This window comes from Arthrobacter sp. zg-Y1116 (assembly GCF_024385485.1).
Classification (GTDB): Bacteria; Actinomycetota; Actinomycetes; order Actinomycetales; family Micrococcaceae; genus Arthrobacter_B.
This window is the reverse complement of record NZ_JANFLR010000001.1, coordinates 847,724-861,537: the sequence shown is the minus strand read 5'-3', so window position 1 is coordinate 861,537 and position 13,814 is coordinate 847,724. Positions and strand designations below refer to the sequence as shown.

Here is a 13,814-nt window from a genome sequence, read left to right as displayed (position 1 = left end):
CGTCTAAACCAAAAAACCCGTCAACGGCCGGGCACCGGGCGGCGGCCACTGCCCATTATCCCTGCCCGCCGGTCCCCGTGCCGCTCGGAGCCGCGAGCGGGACGGCGTCCAGCCCCGTGCAGTGCGCGCAGGGCATTGAGGATGGCGGCCAAATCCACCAGTTCCTGGGTCAGGGCACCGGCGACCGCCGGAATGTACCCGAAGGCTGCCACCAGCATCAGGGCCACGCTCAGCGCGATGCCGAGCCGGATGCTCTGCAGCGCCACCCGGAGCGTGTGCTGGCCGATGTCGACGGCGACGGCCACGCGGGAGAGGTCGTCGGCGGCAATCACCGCGTCGGCGGACTCGCCCGCCGCGGTGGAACCCCTGGCACCCATGGCAATGCCGACGTCGGCCGCCGCCAGCACCGGTGCGTCATTGACGCCGTCGCCCACCATCAGGACCGGCCGGTCGGGCAGGGCGGCAACCGCCCGGACCTTATCCGCCGGCAGCAAACCGGCGGAGACCTGCGTAATGCCCAGCTCGTGGGCGACGCTGTGCGCGGTTCCGGCGGCGTCACCGGTGAGCATCACCGTGGACCGGACTCCCAGCCGCCGCAGGTCCTTGAGCGTGGCCGCGGCATTGGGGCGCACGGTATCGCTAAGCACCAGGGTGCCGGCGAAGCTGCCCTCCACCCCTACATAGACGGCGAGTTCGCCGGGCCGCAGCGGCTGTTCCGCCGGGTCCGCGCCCGTGCCGGCAATGAACCGCTGCTTGCCCACCCGGATCCTGCGGCCGCCGATCAGCGCTTCCACCCCGTTGGTCGCCGTCTCCGAGGCGTAGTGGGCAGGCAGCAAAGCCAGCCCCCGCGCGGTGGCCGCGGACTGGACAGCGGCGGCCAGCACATGGGAGGAATACTGCTCCGCGGACGCAGCCAGGGCCAGCAGCTCATCCTCCGTGAACGGCGGCTGCGGATGCACTGCCACCAGTTCCGGCCGGCCGACGGTCAGCGTGCCGGTCTTGTCGAAGGCGGCCGTGCGGATCCGGGCAAGCTGTTCCAAGGTGGCGCCGCCCTTGACGATGATGCCGTGCCGGGCAGCCCGGCTCATGCCGCCCATAAAGGCCACCGGGGCAGCGATCAGCAAGGGGCAGGGGGTGGCCAGGACCAGTACCTCCGCAAAGCGGCCGGGATCGCCGCTGGCCAGCCAGGCAGCGCCGGCAATCAGCAGGGAAAGCCCGGTGAACGGAAGGGCGTACCGGTCCGCCAGCCGCACCAAGGGTGCCCGCGACGCCGCGGCCTCCTGCACCAGGGCCACAATCCGCTGGTACTGGCTGTCCGCCGTCGTCGCCGTGGCACGGATACGGACGGCAGCGGTGCCGTTGACCGACCCGCTGAGCACCGTCTCCCCGGCGCTGCGCAGGGCGGGCAGGGATTCGCCCGTGAGTGAGGATTCATCGAACTCCGCGGCCGGATCCAGCAGGATGCCGTCCACAGGCACCAGCTCGGCGGGCCGGACGAGCAGGATGTCGCCGGGCCGGACCTCGGTGGCGGCAAGGTCGACGACGGCGTCCGCTTCCAGCCGGTGGGCCTGCTGTGGTGCGCGTTCCAACAGGGCATCAAGCTCGCTGCGGGCCCGGCCGGCGGCATAATCCTCCAGCGCCTCGCCGCCGGAAAGCATCAGCACGATGATCAGCGCGGCGAGGTATTCGCCGACGGCGATGGTGCTGAGGATGGCAATGACGGCCAGGATGTCCAAACCCCAGTTGCCGGCACGGATGTTCCGGACCATCCCCGCGGCGGTCTGCAGTGCCACGGCGCCCGCGTACAGGCTGGCCGTCCAGGCCGCGGCGGTACCGGCGTCGACGGCGAGCAGGGCAAGGACCGCCAAGCCGACCAGCAGCGTGGCGAACACCAGCGGATAGCGGCGCACCGCGTCCGGGATCCTGGGTATTCTGCTGCTCCTCATGCCTTCAGTTTTAGGCCGGTTGCGGAGCAGTTTCCAGCAAGATAATGCTTACCTAAATTTTCCCGGCGAGGCTCTCAGCGGAGGGCCGCTTCAATCCGCCGGGCGGTTTCGGCCAGCCGCAGTCCCATGGCGTCTTCGTCCTTACCGGAGCCGAAGTACACCACCGACACCGCGGCGGGCAGCTGGCCTGCGGCAGTAACCGGAGCGGCAACGGCGGAAACCCCCTCGATGACCTCGTTGTGGCTGACGGCGTAGCCGCGCTCACGGGCCACACGGCTTTCGCTGCGGTACTTCTGCCCCGGGGCCAGCCGGTCCCACTGCTCTTCCGTCATGGCGGACTGGATCGCGATCCCGGGAGCGCCGGCGGTGAAGGAGTGCCGGGTGCCCGGGCGTTGGATGAGGGCGGTGCGGCTGTGGGTGGGTTCCACGGTCATCAGGGTGACGCAGTTCTGCCGGTCCCAGACCGCAACAAAGGCCGTCATGGACAGCTCGTTGGCCAGCACGCCGAGCTCGGGCAGCGCCGCCGACTGCAGGTCCCGCGACACGCCCCGCGCCAGCGCCGCGAGGCCGGGTGCGGCCGAAACCCGGCCGGCGTCGTCGCGCATCACCAGGGAGTGGGATTCCAGAGTCCGCAGGATCCGGTAGGCGATGGAGCGGTGTACCCCAAGTCGTTCGGACAGTTCGGCAATGCTCAGGGCACCCTCCGCGTCCGCGAGGAGTTCCAGGGCGCGGATGCCGCGGGAGAGGGTCTGCGACTGGGAGCCGGCTCCGGTTGGCTCTGGGGGTGTCATGGGCCAATCCTAAGCGCACGGCCCTGCGTTGCCGTGCCGTGACGGGAGGCGCCGGATGCCCCGTTACGGGCCGGCCGTTACACGCCGCGGCGGCGGCTGAGCAGCCCGGACATCAGCAGCAGCAGCCCGCCCGTGAGCGGCCAGAGGATGTACATGCTCAGCAGTGCACCGAAGGAAGCGACCACGAGGCTGGCCAGCATGGTGCTGCAGACCAGGATCATTCCCAGAACAATCCGAGCCTGGCCGCGGTGCGGCGAGGGAATGGGCGGAAGCCATGCGGGACGCTCATCTGTCCAGCTCATGCGAGCCATTTTAGGACTGCGCGGCGAGGAAGGAACCGGTCCGCGGCCTGTTTTCTGCGGCGGCCCGGAAACGGCCTCTTCCCGGACGCCGGACCGGCGTGAAACGATGGCAAAATCCTGCCGCCAACCCTGAGGGAGCCTGCCGCGATGGACGAAAGCGATCTCCTTATCGATGCCTTCGGACGGCTCCCCGGCGCAGTCCGGCGGGCAGTGAACAATCTCGACGCCGGTGCACTGAATCACCGCCCCTATCCGGACGGAAACTCCATTGCCTGGCTGATTTGGCACCTGAGCCGGGTGGAGGACCACCAGATTGCCGAGGTGTCGGGGCAGGAGCAGGCCTGGACCGCCGACGGCTGGGCCAAAAGGTTGGGGCTGCCGCTGGCGGTGGAGGACACCGGCTACGGGCATACCTCCGAGCAGGTGGCGCTGGTCCAGGTGCACTCCGCGGAGCTGCTGCTGGGCTATTACGACGACGTGCATTCCCGCACCGAGGCCTTCGTCTCGGGACTGTCGGGCGAGGACCTGGGCCGGATCGTGGACCGGGCCTGGGATCCGCCGGTCACGCTGGGCGTCCGGCTGGTGAGCACCTTCGCGGACTGCCTTGAGCACGTGGGGCAGGCGGCGTATGTCCGGGGAATGGTGCTGGCGCACTAACCGCGTGAGGTCAGCAGTTTTTCGCAGGCGTTGATGCAGCGGCGGCAGGCTTCCGCGCAGATCCGGCAATGCGGGTGCATCGCGGCGTGCTGCTGGCATTCCTCGGCACACGCGGCGCAGGCTGCAATGCAGGCATGCAGCAGGCTGGCGGTCGCCGGCCCCGTGGCACCTGTTCGGGACAGCACTGCGGACGTGGTCGCGCAGATCTCGGCACAGTCCAGGTCGATGCGGATGCAGCTGACCAGCTCGCCCACCATTTCCTCGCTCAGGCAGGCGTCCGCGCAGGCATTGCAGACCTGAGCACATTCACCGCAGGCCAGCAGGCACTCGACCAGGAGGCGGGGATCCGATGTGCGGGGGCCGGCGGCGGGATGGTTTTCGAGCATTTCGGTGATCAGGGCCATGGCATTCTCCTTGGTTCCGGTGTGCTTTGCGCAGGACCGCTCTCCGCGGGCGAACCGTGCCGGTTCCTCGACGGTAGCGAGGGTCCCGAGGCATTCCTAGGGTGCCGGGGGTTTGGTGCGGGCCCGAGCACGTGTTTAGAATCGGTGTAGCCTAGCGGGGTCGGTTGTTCGGCCGTTTCGATCCGTAGTTCGGACCGGGTACGACGCCGCGCGGTGCAGTTTGGGGCTTTAGCTCAGTTGGTAGAGCGTTTCGTTCGCAATGAAAAGGTCAGGGGTTCGATTCCCCTAAGCTCCACAGGAAAACCCCCGGGAAACCGGGGGTTTTTGCTTTCTCCGGAGCGGTCCCTCCGTGACGGGGCGTCCCGGAGGGACCGATAGAGTTGGTCCATGAACAACTTCAAGCAGAGTGCAGCGCTCATCTCCTGGGGCGGCGCGATTCTGTTCCTCGGTGCCCTCTTTATCCTCTTTTCGGCCATGGATGTCCTGATGTCATCAGGTGCTTATTCCGATACGCACAACAGCGTGATGTTCCTGTATCTGGGTGTGGTCGTCGCCATCGCAGGTGTTTCGATGCTCCTCGTAGGCATTCACCGCGTAGTTTCCTCGTTGGGTGTGCCAGGAAATCCCGCCGTGCAGGATCAGCCCGTGCCTAACGAGCCGGCAAACCTCGCCTAGCCGCATTTCCCGGTGACCGGGCGTGTTCCGCGGCGGAGGCCGGTGCCGGGCCATCAGCCCAGGGGTGTTAGACACAACACGCTTCATGCGGGCAGGGGACCCGTACCGCGCCTAGGCTGAAAGCATGAAAGTCACTGGCATCATGCGTCCTATCGAAACCCGGGAATTGGAAGCCGAGGGGGAGGGATTCCTCGAAGCCCGGGAAGCACTCCAGTCCCAGGTTCCGGAAGGCTGGCAATTGATTATGGTGACCACTCATCAGTAAGTGCTGAATTAGCGGTACCGGAAGTCCCTAATATAGTTCTTTAGCGATACCGTGAGTCCCTTTTATTTTGAAATACTCCTGAAAAACCGCGGATTGCAGCAGGATCGCGGCACCCACTTGGTCCGTCAATAGCGGAATAAAAGAACGGTGCCGGAAATGTTTGATTTACCGGTGACATAATCCGGGGTGCGTGTCATGATTTGCCAATGCCGACCCGTGAAGAAATAGAAGCAGCACGTACTCCTGCAGGTGGTTTCACCAAACAGCAGCTTGAGTTGTGGGGTATCTCCTGGCCGCCCCCGCGCGGCTGGCGCCTCCGCCTCGAAGAAGAAGCCGAAAAGTCCGCCCTGACCGGAAGCCAGGACCGGATCGGCGCGCTCTAGAACCCCGCACGCTACACTTCCCGAATGTCCACCACCTTCCGCAGGATGACCCCTGACGACGCCAGTGCGGTCACTGCCTTCCTGGCCTCAAACCGGTTCCCCTTCCATGTGAATACGGCGCCCGACGAGTTCCAGGCGAACAAGCGGGTGGCGGAGGGGCACTTCTGGAGCAAGGAATCCCAGGGGTACTGGGTGCAGCACGGCGGCAAAGACATTGGGTTGGTGGTCCTGGAGGACCTTGAGGACGACAACCCTGTCTTTGACCTTCGCCTGGCGGAAAGTCAGCGCGGCCGCGGACTGGGCGTGGCGGTGGTTCGGGCCTTGTGCCGGCTGGCCTTCACCGAATTGCCGGATATTGTCCGGTTTGAAGGCCAGACACGGGAAGACAACATTGCCATGCGTAAAACGTTCCTGCGGGCAGGGTTCGTCAAAGAGGCCCACTACCGGCAGGCGTGGCCGACGGCGGATGGCACCCGGCTTGCCTCCGTGGCCTATGCGATACTTCGCTCGGACTGGGAAACAACACGGTGACTCCACTGGACTTCGACGACCTGCTCCTGGATGCATAGAACCGCAAAAAGCTAGGGGAGCCAATTGGGAACTACGGATGCCGCAATTTCCGTTCGGGGATTGACCAAACGCTTCGGCCGGGTGGCGGCCGTGGACGATTTGTCCTTTGACGTGGAGCCAGGGAGCGTTTTCGCCTTCCTGGGTGCCAACGGTGCGGGGAAGTCCACCACCATTTCCTGCCTGACCACTGTCCTGCCGTTCGACGCCGGGACTGTCGAGGTAGCCGGGCACGACGTCCGCGGCAGCGGCGGCGGCGTCCGTGAAGCCATTGGGGTGGTGTTCCAGGATTCGATGCTGGATCCGATCCTCACCGGCCGGGAAAACCTTCAAACCCGGGCACGGTTCTATTCACCCGACAAAGCGGCCAATAATGCCCGCATTGATGAGCTGGGCCGGATGGTCGGCCTGGGGGAATTCCTCGACCGGCGCTATGCCACCTATTCCGGCGGAGAACGACGCCGCGTGGACATCGCCCGGGCGCTGCTGCACTCGCCGTCGATCATCTTCCTGGACGAACCCACCGCCGGCCTGGATCCGGCCAGCCGTGCCCTCGTCTGGTCCACCATCCACGACCTGCGGGAAAACCACGGCCTCACCGTTTTCCTGACCACCCATTACATGGAGGAAACCGAGGAAGCGGACCGGGTCTGCGTGATTGAGAAGGGGCAGATCATTGCCGACGGCACGCCCACCACGCTGCGCGCCGAATACAGCAGCAGCATCCTCTCCATCACCTCCTCCGACCCGCAGGCGCTGACGTCCCTGGCCCGCGACGCCGGGGTCGATGTCGCCGGGGTGGACGGCAACGTGCTGCGGCTGCGGGTAGACCGCTCCGATACCGCCCGCCGCCTCCTCGCGGCGCACGGCGACAGCGTCCTGGACTTCGAATTCCGCCACGGGACCATGGATGACGTCTTCCTGGCCCTGACCGGCCGGCAGGGGGAAGCAGCATGAACGTAGTCCTGGACATCACCGGCCGGAACCTACGCCTGTACTTCCGTGACCGGCTCAACCTGTTCTTTTCCCTCCTCGGCGCCCTGGTCCTGTTCCTGCTCTACACCCTGTTCCTGGGCAACCAGCAGACCGAAGGCCTGGCGGAAATGTTTCCGCAGGCCGCCGAGGAGGACATCAAGGGTTTTGTGGACGCGTGGATGTTCGCCGGGATCGTGGGTATCACCGCAATCACCACGGGGCTCGCCGCGGTGAACGTGATCGTGGATGACACCGCCAGCGGGCGTTTCCGGGACTTCCTGGTGTCTCCGATCAGCCGCGGGCAGCTGGTCCTGGGGTATCTGCTCTCCACCGTCGCGATCGCGCTGATCATGACCACAGTCGTGCTGGCCGTGAGCCTGGGATACCTGGCCGCAGTGGACGGCGTGGTGCTCACGGCGGGCCGGTTGGCCCGTACATACGGTTACCTGGTGCTTAGCTGTATCGCCTTCGGGTCGCTGAGCGCCTTCATCGTCACTTTCGTCCGTACCCCGGGTTCTTTCGCGGCACTGTCCACACTGGTAGGCACCATCCTCGGCTTCGCTGCCGGCTCCTACATTCCGGTGGGGGCTTTTCCCGAGGGAGTGAAGAACTTCGTCAGCGCGCTGCCCTTTATGCAGGCCTCCATGGTGGTGCGCCAGGAAATGACCGCCGGACCCATGGACGCCGTGACGGACCAGCCCGACGCCGTGGCCGCGGTGCAGGATATTTTCGGAATTACTGCACAGGTGGGGGACTGGTCAGTGCCCACCGGCTACGTTGTGGCTGTACTCGCGGCCATGGTGGTGGTCTTCGTCCTGCTGGCGGCGCTGCGGATCCGTTCCCGTATCCGCTGAGCGCCAGGCTGAGCGTCAGGGGCGGGCGTCGTCGGCAAGGACGGCCATCGAGATCGCGTCCACCCATTCCCCGTCCCAGTGCAGCGCTTCTCGGCGCCGGCCCTCCACCACAAACCCGCACTTTTCATACACACGCCGTGCCCGCGGGTTGAACTCGAAGACCTCCAGTTCAATCCGGTGCAGTCCGAGGTCGTTGAAGGCATGGCCCAGCACCGCGCGGGTGGCTTCCGTGCCGTAGCCCTGTCCGAAGACCTTCGGGGAGGACAAAGCGATGCGGAACCCTATCGACTCGTTGTCCGGGTCCAGGTCATTCAGCACTACCTCGCCCACATAAACACCGTCCTCGGCGCGGATTATTGCCCAGTCCGCCCGGTCTGCTTCACCGGCGCGGGTCTGCAGCCAGCTCCGGATCTGCTCCGGAGTGAAAACCGCGTGGGTGCCGGTCAGCCTGCGGCCCTCCGGATCCTGCAGTGCCGCCCACGCGCCGTCGAAGTGCTCCGGTCCCAGCGGCTCGAGCCGCAGGCGGTTCGTGGTGAGCGTGGATTGCTGCGCGAAGAGGTTCCCGGCAATCATGCGGCGGTCCCGGTATCGGCTGCCGCTTCGATGCGGGTGCCCAGGTTCTGCAGGCCGGAGCGGATCATGGCACCGTAGCCTTCGCTCCCGAGCTCCTCGGCAAGGGCCAGGCCCTGTTCCAGATGGCCGCGCGCACGCCCGGGCTCGCCGCGCCGCAGGTAGCCGTCCCCGAGATTCAAATGCAGCGAAGGAGCGAAACCTCCCGCCGACGGGATGCCCAACGGTGCAAGATCTTCGTCGCTGACCCCGGCATGTTCCGCAAGGGCGGCCTCGTCCCATGAGATCTCCGCGTCGAGGTCCGTTTCCGTGTCCGCGAGGTAGTGCGCCAGGACGCATCGATAGGCGTGCTGGTCCGGCACCGTATCCTCCCAACATGCCAGCAGTGCCTGCTGTCCTGCGGCCTTGTCTCCGCCCAGAGCCACCGTGACGGCGGCCGTGATCTCTGTCCAGGTTGTCATTCGAGCGATCCTAGCGGACCGGCGTCAGTTGCCTCCCGCCGGGAGTTCATAAACGATCTCCAGCCCGTCCTCGTCATCCCATTGCTCACCTGTGGCCACGAACCCGTACTGTTCCACCAGCCGCCGGGAGGCACCGTTATCCGGGCTGATGGTTGCCCGAACGGTGCGGATCGAGGGTTCCCCGGCAGCCACGGCAAGCAGCGCCTCCAGTGCGGCACGGGCGTAGCCCTGCCGCCGGTAGGCCGGGTCCACCGAGTACCCGACTTCCACCATGCCGTTGCCGTCCGGGGGGCCGTGGAACCCGGCCAGGCCCACCGCCCGGCCCAGTCCGGGGTCAAAGATGGCCCGGGTAATCCATGCCGCGTCCCCGGGATTCTCTTCCAGCTGCGCGCTCCGGATACGCCACAGCGGCTGCCGGTCCTGGGAAAAGTGCTCGGTAAGCTCCAGAGGCGCCTGCCGGTTGGCGCCGGGCAGGTCACCGGCGGCAAGCGCATCAATCACGCCGCGGGGAAGCTGGATCAGTTCAATGGGTTTGAGTGCCGCTGCCACTACTGGCTCCTTTGCCGATTCCGGCACCGCTTAATGCGCCCGGGCTACCGACCCTAGCCTCCTCCCCGACAGACTTGAAGGACCGCTGCAGCGAAGGGAAGAGCAGATGGGTACAGATTCCGTCCTGATCATCGGGTCCGGTCCGGCCGGTTACACCGCAGGGATCTACGCCGCCCGGGCCGGATTGAAACCCCGCATCCTCGCGGGCTCCGTCACCGCCGGCGGCGCCCTGATGAACACCACGGAGGTGGAGAACTTTCCGGGTTTTCCCGACGGTATCCTCGGGCCCGACCTGATGGAGAACCTGCGCAGGCAGGCGGAGAAATTCGGCGCCCTGGTGGAGTACGACGACGCCGTGTCAGTGGAGCTGGGTGCCCACACCAAGCGGGTGGCCACGGGCAGCGGGGAAACCTACAAGGCCCGCAGCGTCATCCTCGCCACCGGCTCCGTCTATAAGGAGCTGGGGCTGCCGGAGGAAAAACAGCTCAACGGCCGGGGCATTTCCTGGTGCGCCACCTGCGACGGCTTTTTCTTCCGCAACCAGGACATCGTGGTGGTCGGCGGCGGGGATTCAGCCATGGAGGAGGCACTGTTCCTGACCCGTTTCGCGGCGTCGGTGACCGTCGTCGTACGCCGGGACACGCTGCGTGCCTCCCGCATCATGGCGCAGCGGGCCCGGGACCACGCGAAGATCCACTTTGAGTTCAACAGCGAGGTCACTGCGATCCACGGCACGGACAAGGTCACGGGCATGACCCTTACGGACACCGTCACCGGCGCCACGCGGAATCTGCCGGCGCAGGGGGTTTTCGTCGCCATTGGCCATGCCCCGCGTACCGATCTCCTGGCGGGACAAGTGGATCTGGATCCGGAGGGGTACATCAGGGTCGCGGCTCCGAGCACGCAGACCAACCTGGACGGGGTCTTCGCGTGCGGCGACGCCGTGGACCACCGCTACCGGCAGGCGATTACCGCTGCGGGCACCGGCTGCTCCGCTGCGCTGGACGCCGAGCGGTATCTCGCGGCTCAGGCGGATGCCGACAGCATCGCCACCGCACTGGTGGAGGGGTCGCTGAAAGGCTAGCCTCAGGCACCGGTGAAGGTCAGCACCAGCAGGGTGACGTTCAGCCCGACCAGCAGCACCGAAACCAGCACGCCCAGCCCCGTGGTCCACCAATGGTTGCGGTGGCTCCCCATCAGGTCCCGCTGCGCAGTCAGCCAGACCAGCGGAATCAAAGCGAACGGAATGCCGAAGGAGAGGATCACCTGGCTGAGGATCAGGGCCCAGGTGGGATCGATGCCGACGGCGAGGATCGCCAGCGCGGGGAGCAGGGTAATCAGGCGGCGCAGCAGCATGGGGATGCGCACCTTCAGCAGGCCCTGCATGATTTCGGCACCCGCATACGCGCCCACCGACGTCGAGGCCAGGCCGGATGCGAGCAGTCCTACAGCAAACAGGGTGGCCACCACCGAGCCCAGCGAGGCGGCAATGGCGGCATGGGCGCCCTCGAGGGTATCGGTCCCTTCCACACCCTGCAGCGAACCGGCGGCGAGCAGCAGGATGGCCAGGTTCACCGAGCCCGCCACGGCCAGGGCAATGGTCACGTCCCATTTGGTGGCCTTGATCAGCCGGGTGGTGGTGAGGGAAGCGGTGCGTCCGGGGAAGCGGTCCCGGGTCAGGGCGGAGTGCGCATAAATGGCGTGCGGCATCACGGTCGCGCCCAGGATGGATGCAGCGAGGAGCACCGATTCGCTGCCTTCGAAGCGAGGCACCAGGCCTTCGACCACGGAGCCGCCGTCGGGCGGGTTGAGGAAGACGCCGGCCGTGAAGCCGACGGCGATCACCAGCATCAGCGTGACGATGACGTACTCGAAGCTCCGGTGCCGGCCGCTGTTCTGCAACTGCAGCACCACCATGGAGATGGCGCCGGTAATGATGCCGCCCAGGAACAGCGGAAGATCAAAGAGCAGCCAGAGCGCGACGGCGCCGCCGATCACCTCCGCGACATCAGTGGCCATCGCGACGAGTTCAGCCTGCAGCCAGTACAGCCGCCGGGCAGGTTTGAGTCCGATGCGTTCCCCGAGGAGTTCGGGCAGGCTGCGGCCGGTGACCAGGCCCAGCTTGGCCGAGAGGTACTGGATCAGCCACGCCATCACGTTGCCCGTCACCACCACCCAGACCAGCAGGTAGCCGAACTTCGCCCCTGCAGTCATGTTGCTGGCAACGTTGCCGGGATCCAGGTAGGCGACCCCGGCTACCAGTGCGGGGCCAAGCAGCCACAGGATATGGCGGGGGCGCGTTGCGGGGCGCGGGGTGTCGGGGAGCTGGACGGTACGGGCCATGACAGCAACCTAACACCTTAAGTTCGGCGTGCCTAACAATTCTTCGGGGGCAGCCTGAGTAGCGGTGAAATCCCGTGTCCCGCCGACGGGTGCCGGTGCAAAGCGCAAAGAAAAGGCGCGCATCCGCGGGGGGATGCGCGCCTTGTACGGGCGGGGTGTGGGTTAGTGTCCGGCCGGCGCGTAAGCGGGCTGGTTCGGGTTCTTGGCCAGGTCGAAGGGACCCTTGCTGGCCTGCGGACCGAAGTACCGGGCGGAGCCGTAGGAAAGGTAGAAGTACACAAAGACGCCGAAGAGAATGATCAAGACGGCAATCAGGACGCCCTGGCCGAACACCTTCGCAAGGTTGATCGCCAGGAGCACGGCTGCCACGATGTTCAGGACCGGGACCAGCATGGCCAGGAACCACCAGCCGGACATGCCGGCGATGCGGAAAAGCACCACCTGGGCGTAGACGGGGACAAAAGCCTCCCAGGGCTTGCGGCCGGCCTTCTTGAACATGCCCATCATGGCCAACCCACCGACAACGATGCCGATGATGCCGAACACGAGCATGGAGCCAACGAGGGCGCCGGCCCCAATGGTTGTTTCCTGCGTAGTTGTGCTGAATTCGGAGGCAGAAAGAACAGACGGAAGAATCGAGACTGGATTGATCATGCCGAGAACGATATTTGGTCGAGTGCTTATGTCAAGGCCCGGGGCCGTGTTTATTGAACCGTTATTCGTTCTTGTTCTTGAGTTCTCCCACCGGCCGCTTCCATGGCAGGGAACCGGTGACTTCCAGCTGCAGCGAATAACTTAAAAACGTGCGGATAAGCACGATTATGGCAAGTATTCCCACCGACTCGAAGGTAGGGGTCACAGCCACCGTGCGGATAATGTCTGCAGCCACCAATAACTCCAGTCCGAGCAGAATGCTTCGCCCCAGCCGCTGCCGGTATTCCTCATAGACCGGGCCGCGCCGGCGCATCGCAGCGGCGGCAGCAGCGATGGTGGCGGCCACGGCACCCAGGACGATGGCGGCTACTCCCGCCAGGTCCATCAATTCCCCCACGGATTCGATCAAATGCTGAAAGTCCATGCGTCAACGTCCTGCCGCAAACACCGCCGGAACAGAGTTCCGGGTGCGGCGGTTACGCCGCACCCTTCCATCAGTCCCTTTCTGCAGTGAGGGGTCAAGAGGGCACCGGCAGCGCAGCGCTGCTTCCATGCGAATCCGGGGCAGGGCGAATCCGGGGAGGGTCAGGCGGCGGCGGGGGAGGACTGGTAATAGAACCGGAAGTCGTCGTAAGGGTCGCGCCAGGCGGAATCGTCCCGGGCAATCCGGCGCACAGTGGAAGCCGGAGTCCACCGGTTATGGGCCTGGCCGTCGTCGTCAATCCAGTGCAGGAGGACCTCCGTGCGTGTCCAGGCCACGGCCTTTCCATCAACGCTGCCGTTTCCGGTCCGGCAGCGGACGTAGGGTTCCCGGCGGTAGCGGGCGTGGGTGACAGGGCCGGCGGGGGCGGAGGGCATTCGGGTGCCCAGTGAGGAACTCATGACCTCCACAATGGCAACCGCCTCTGACATTCCTGCCGTTGGGGCTGCCTCGCCGGTGCAGGCTAGGAAGCGCGGTCCCGCCATTTGGCGGCGGCACGGCTGGTGAGGGCAGCGCCACGGACCGCGGCACGGCTGGTCAGGGCGGCACCGTGGACGGCGGCGCGGCGGGGCATCATCCGGATTACGGGCGCCAGGCCGTTGCCGTGTACCTCCCCGGCCTGCGGTGCAGCAGATGGTGCTGCGTGTCCCTTCGGCCGGTTGAGCACGAGGTACGCAATACAGATCGGGAGGAAAAGCAGCGAAATAAGCGTGAGCGTGCTGAGGGCAAACACGGCAAGAGCAGCATGTATGGGTGAACCGAAAAGGGCGGCGACAAAGTCCGCGGCGCCAAAAAGCATCCATAGCCAGAAAACCGCAATCAGTACGAGCCCGCTGCGGGCACGGCGGAAAAGCATGGTGGACCGCCTCGGTGCAGAAGGCATGGCCTGAGACTGACTGCCCATTCGGTTATTCTCCCCAACTGAGGGTCCATTTTT

The 13,814-nt window shown here is 65.9% G+C and carries 20 protein-coding genes and 1 tRNA gene; 9 read left to right on the top strand and 12 right to left on the bottom strand.

The features are described from left to right. Positions 1 to 20 precede the first annotated feature (20 nt). From NNX34_RS04030 to NNX34_RS04020, 3 genes are all read right to left on the bottom strand, one after another. Positions 21 to 1,946: a heavy metal translocating P-type ATPase gene (locus NNX34_RS04030; RefSeq protein ID WP_255765234.1), complete on the bottom strand. Its 1,926-nt coding sequence runs from the start codon at positions 1,944 to 1,946 to the stop codon at positions 21 to 23. 74 nt (positions 1,947 to 2,020) lie between these two features. Beyond that, positions 2,021 to 2,737 (bottom strand): IclR family transcriptional regulator, encoded by a 717-nt coding sequence (locus NNX34_RS04025; RefSeq protein ID WP_255765233.1) that lies wholly within the window; start codon positions 2,735 to 2,737, stop codon positions 2,021 to 2,023. Positions 2,738 to 2,814: 77 nt separating this feature from the next. Beyond that, complete coding sequence (locus tag NNX34_RS04020) at positions 2,815 to 3,039, bottom strand: hypothetical protein (RefSeq protein WP_255765232.1); 225 nt, start codon at positions 3,037 to 3,039, stop codon at positions 2,815 to 2,817. Positions 3,040 to 3,186: 147 nt separating this feature from the next. Here NNX34_RS04020 and NNX34_RS04015 point away from each other — a divergent pair, with 147 nt between their 5' ends. Continuing rightward, entirely contained in the window at positions 3,187 to 3,696 is a 510-nt protein-coding gene (locus NNX34_RS04015; RefSeq protein WP_255765231.1) for a DinB family protein, read from the top strand. Here NNX34_RS04015 and NNX34_RS04010 read toward each other — a convergent pair. Beyond that, positions 3,693 to 4,100: a four-helix bundle copper-binding protein gene (locus NNX34_RS04010; RefSeq protein WP_255765230.1), complete on the bottom strand. Its 408-nt coding sequence runs from the start codon at positions 4,098 to 4,100 to the stop codon at positions 3,693 to 3,695. The genes NNX34_RS04015 and NNX34_RS04010 overlap by 4 nt on opposite strands. A gap of 222 nt (positions 4,101 to 4,322) precedes the next feature. Here NNX34_RS04010 and NNX34_RS04005 point away from each other — a divergent pair. From NNX34_RS04005 to NNX34_RS03975, 7 genes are all read left to right on the top strand, one after another. Beyond that, positions 4,323 to 4,395: transfer RNA gene (locus tag NNX34_RS04005), tRNA-Ala, on the top strand. A gap of 92 nt (positions 4,396 to 4,487) precedes the next feature. Beyond that, a complete protein-coding gene (locus NNX34_RS04000) occupies positions 4,488 to 4,775 on the top strand; it encodes a hypothetical protein (RefSeq protein WP_227919498.1) in 288 nt (95 codons plus the stop codon). A 124-nt stretch (positions 4,776 to 4,899) separates the two neighbouring features. Continuing rightward, positions 4,900 to 5,040 (top strand): hypothetical protein, encoded by a 141-nt coding sequence (locus NNX34_RS03995; RefSeq protein ID WP_255765229.1) that lies wholly within the window; start codon positions 4,900 to 4,902, stop codon positions 5,038 to 5,040. 206 nt (positions 5,041 to 5,246) lie between these two features. Continuing rightward, positions 5,247 to 5,423 carry a hypothetical protein gene (locus NNX34_RS03990; protein ID WP_255765228.1) on the top strand — a complete coding sequence of 59 codons (177 nt, stop codon included), beginning with the start codon at positions 5,247 to 5,249 and terminating at the stop codon, positions 5,421 to 5,423. Positions 5,424 to 5,447: 24 nt separating this feature from the next. Continuing rightward, a complete protein-coding gene (locus NNX34_RS03985; protein WP_255765227.1) occupies positions 5,448 to 5,954 on the top strand; it encodes a GNAT family N-acetyltransferase in 507 nt (168 codons plus the stop codon). Positions 5,955 to 6,053: 99 nt separating this feature from the next. Then, positions 6,054 to 6,947: an ABC transporter ATP-binding protein gene (locus NNX34_RS03980; RefSeq protein ID WP_255765226.1), complete on the top strand. Its 894-nt coding sequence runs from the start codon at positions 6,054 to 6,056 to the stop codon at positions 6,945 to 6,947. Continuing rightward, a complete protein-coding gene (locus NNX34_RS03975) occupies positions 6,944 to 7,819 on the top strand; it encodes an ABC transporter permease (RefSeq protein WP_255765225.1) in 876 nt (291 codons plus the stop codon). Before NNX34_RS03980 ends, NNX34_RS03975 begins: the two co-directional genes overlap by 4 nt. 15 nt (positions 7,820 to 7,834) lie before the next feature. Here the strand turns inward: NNX34_RS03975 and NNX34_RS03970 are convergent, their stop codons facing one another. From NNX34_RS03970 to NNX34_RS03960, 3 genes are read right to left on the bottom strand one after another with little or no spacing between them, the layout of a single operon-like run. Next, complete coding sequence (locus NNX34_RS03970) at positions 7,835 to 8,392, bottom strand: GNAT family N-acetyltransferase (RefSeq protein ID WP_255765224.1); 558 nt, start codon at positions 8,390 to 8,392, stop codon at positions 7,835 to 7,837. Further along, positions 8,389 to 8,850, bottom strand: a complete 462-nt coding sequence (locus NNX34_RS03965; RefSeq protein ID WP_255765223.1) for a hypothetical protein — start codon at positions 8,848 to 8,850, stop codon at positions 8,389 to 8,391. Before NNX34_RS03965 ends, NNX34_RS03970 begins: the two co-directional genes overlap by 4 nt. Before the next feature lie 24 nt (positions 8,851 to 8,874). Beyond that, the gene (locus tag NNX34_RS03960; RefSeq protein WP_255765222.1) at positions 8,875 to 9,399 is read right to left on the bottom strand and encodes a GNAT family N-acetyltransferase; all 525 of its coding nucleotides are present in this window, start codon (positions 9,397 to 9,399) and stop codon (positions 8,875 to 8,877) included. A 106-nt stretch (positions 9,400 to 9,505) separates the two neighbouring features. Between NNX34_RS03960 and trxB the strand changes: the two genes are divergently transcribed. Then, positions 9,506 to 10,483, top strand: coding sequence for a thioredoxin-disulfide reductase (trxB, locus tag NNX34_RS03955; RefSeq protein WP_255765221.1), 978 nt, complete (start codon positions 9,506 to 9,508; stop codon positions 10,481 to 10,483). A 2-nt stretch (positions 10,484 to 10,485) separates the two neighbouring features. Here trxB and NNX34_RS03950 read toward each other — a convergent pair whose 3' ends face one another. From NNX34_RS03950 to NNX34_RS03930, 5 genes are all read right to left on the bottom strand, one after another. Next, complete coding sequence (locus tag NNX34_RS03950) at positions 10,486 to 11,742, bottom strand: Nramp family divalent metal transporter (protein ID WP_255765220.1); 1,257 nt, start codon at positions 11,740 to 11,742, stop codon at positions 10,486 to 10,488. Between the two features lie 162 nt (positions 11,743 to 11,904). Continuing rightward, positions 11,905 to 12,396 carry a DUF5684 domain-containing protein gene (locus NNX34_RS03945; RefSeq protein WP_255765219.1) on the bottom strand — a complete coding sequence of 164 codons (492 nt, stop codon included), beginning with the start codon at positions 12,394 to 12,396 and terminating at the stop codon, positions 11,905 to 11,907. 61 nt (positions 12,397 to 12,457) lie between these two features. After that, on the bottom strand, positions 12,458 to 12,820 hold the full coding sequence (locus tag NNX34_RS03940) for a DUF1622 domain-containing protein (RefSeq protein WP_255765218.1): 363 nt from the start codon (positions 12,818 to 12,820) through the stop codon (positions 12,458 to 12,460). 161 nt (positions 12,821 to 12,981) lie between these two features. After that, positions 12,982 to 13,278 (bottom strand): hypothetical protein, encoded by a 297-nt coding sequence (locus NNX34_RS03935; RefSeq protein ID WP_255765217.1) that lies wholly within the window; start codon positions 13,276 to 13,278, stop codon positions 12,982 to 12,984. Positions 13,279 to 13,340: 62 nt separating this feature from the next. Then, a complete protein-coding gene (locus tag NNX34_RS03930) occupies positions 13,341 to 13,781 on the bottom strand; it encodes a hypothetical protein (RefSeq protein WP_255765216.1) in 441 nt (146 codons plus the stop codon). Between the last annotated feature and the right edge of the window lie 33 nt (positions 13,782 to 13,814).

What these genes read in the sequence shown, in the direction of transcription:
- trxB (WP_255765221.1), top strand. Translation starts at nt 9,506, where the DNA reads ATGGGTACAGATTCCGTCCTGATCATCGGGTCCGGTCCGGCCGGTTAC.
- NNX34_RS03995 (WP_255765229.1), top strand. Translation starts at nt 4,900, where the DNA reads ATGAAAGTCACTGGCATCATGCGTCCTATCGAAACCCGGGAATTGGAA.
- NNX34_RS04020 (WP_255765232.1), bottom strand. Translation starts at nt 3,039, where the DNA reads ATGAGCTGGACAGATGAGCGTCCCGCATGGCTTCCGCCCATTCCCTCG.
- NNX34_RS03930 (WP_255765216.1), bottom strand. Translation starts at nt 13,781, where the DNA reads ATGGGCAGTCAGTCTCAGGCCATGCCTTCTGCACCGAGGCGGTCCACC.
- NNX34_RS03950 (WP_255765220.1), bottom strand. Translation starts at nt 11,742, where the DNA reads ATGGCCCGTACCGTCCAGCTCCCCGACACCCCGCGCCCCGCAACGCGC.
- NNX34_RS04000 (WP_227919498.1), top strand. Translation starts at nt 4,488, where the DNA reads ATGAACAACTTCAAGCAGAGTGCAGCGCTCATCTCCTGGGGCGGCGCG.
- NNX34_RS03990 (WP_255765228.1), top strand. Translation starts at nt 5,247, where the DNA reads ATGCCGACCCGTGAAGAAATAGAAGCAGCACGTACTCCTGCAGGTGGT.
- NNX34_RS03975 (WP_255765225.1), top strand. Translation starts at nt 6,944, where the DNA reads ATGAACGTAGTCCTGGACATCACCGGCCGGAACCTACGCCTGTACTTC.
- NNX34_RS04010 (WP_255765230.1), bottom strand. Translation starts at nt 4,100, where the DNA reads ATGGCCCTGATCACCGAAATGCTCGAAAACCATCCCGCCGCCGGCCCC.
- NNX34_RS03945 (WP_255765219.1), bottom strand. Translation starts at nt 12,396, where the DNA reads ATGATCAATCCAGTCTCGATTCTTCCGTCTGTTCTTTCTGCCTCCGAA.
- NNX34_RS04025 (WP_255765233.1), bottom strand. Translation starts at nt 2,737, where the DNA reads ATGACACCCCCAGAGCCAACCGGAGCCGGCTCCCAGTCGCAGACCCTC.
- NNX34_RS03965 (WP_255765223.1), bottom strand. Translation starts at nt 8,850, where the DNA reads ATGACAACCTGGACAGAGATCACGGCCGCCGTCACGGTGGCTCTGGGC.
- NNX34_RS04030 (WP_255765234.1), bottom strand. Translation starts at nt 1,946, where the DNA reads ATGAGGAGCAGCAGAATACCCAGGATCCCGGACGCGGTGCGCCGCTAT.
- NNX34_RS03935 (WP_255765217.1), bottom strand. Translation starts at nt 13,278, where the DNA reads ATGAGTTCCTCACTGGGCACCCGAATGCCCTCCGCCCCCGCCGGCCCT.
- NNX34_RS03970 (WP_255765224.1), bottom strand. Translation starts at nt 8,392, where the DNA reads ATGATTGCCGGGAACCTCTTCGCGCAGCAATCCACGCTCACCACGAAC.
- NNX34_RS03985 (WP_255765227.1), top strand. Translation starts at nt 5,448, where the DNA reads ATGTCCACCACCTTCCGCAGGATGACCCCTGACGACGCCAGTGCGGTC.
- NNX34_RS03940 (WP_255765218.1), bottom strand. Translation starts at nt 12,820, where the DNA reads ATGGACTTTCAGCATTTGATCGAATCCGTGGGGGAATTGATGGACCTG.
- NNX34_RS04015 (WP_255765231.1), top strand. Translation starts at nt 3,187, where the DNA reads ATGGACGAAAGCGATCTCCTTATCGATGCCTTCGGACGGCTCCCCGGC.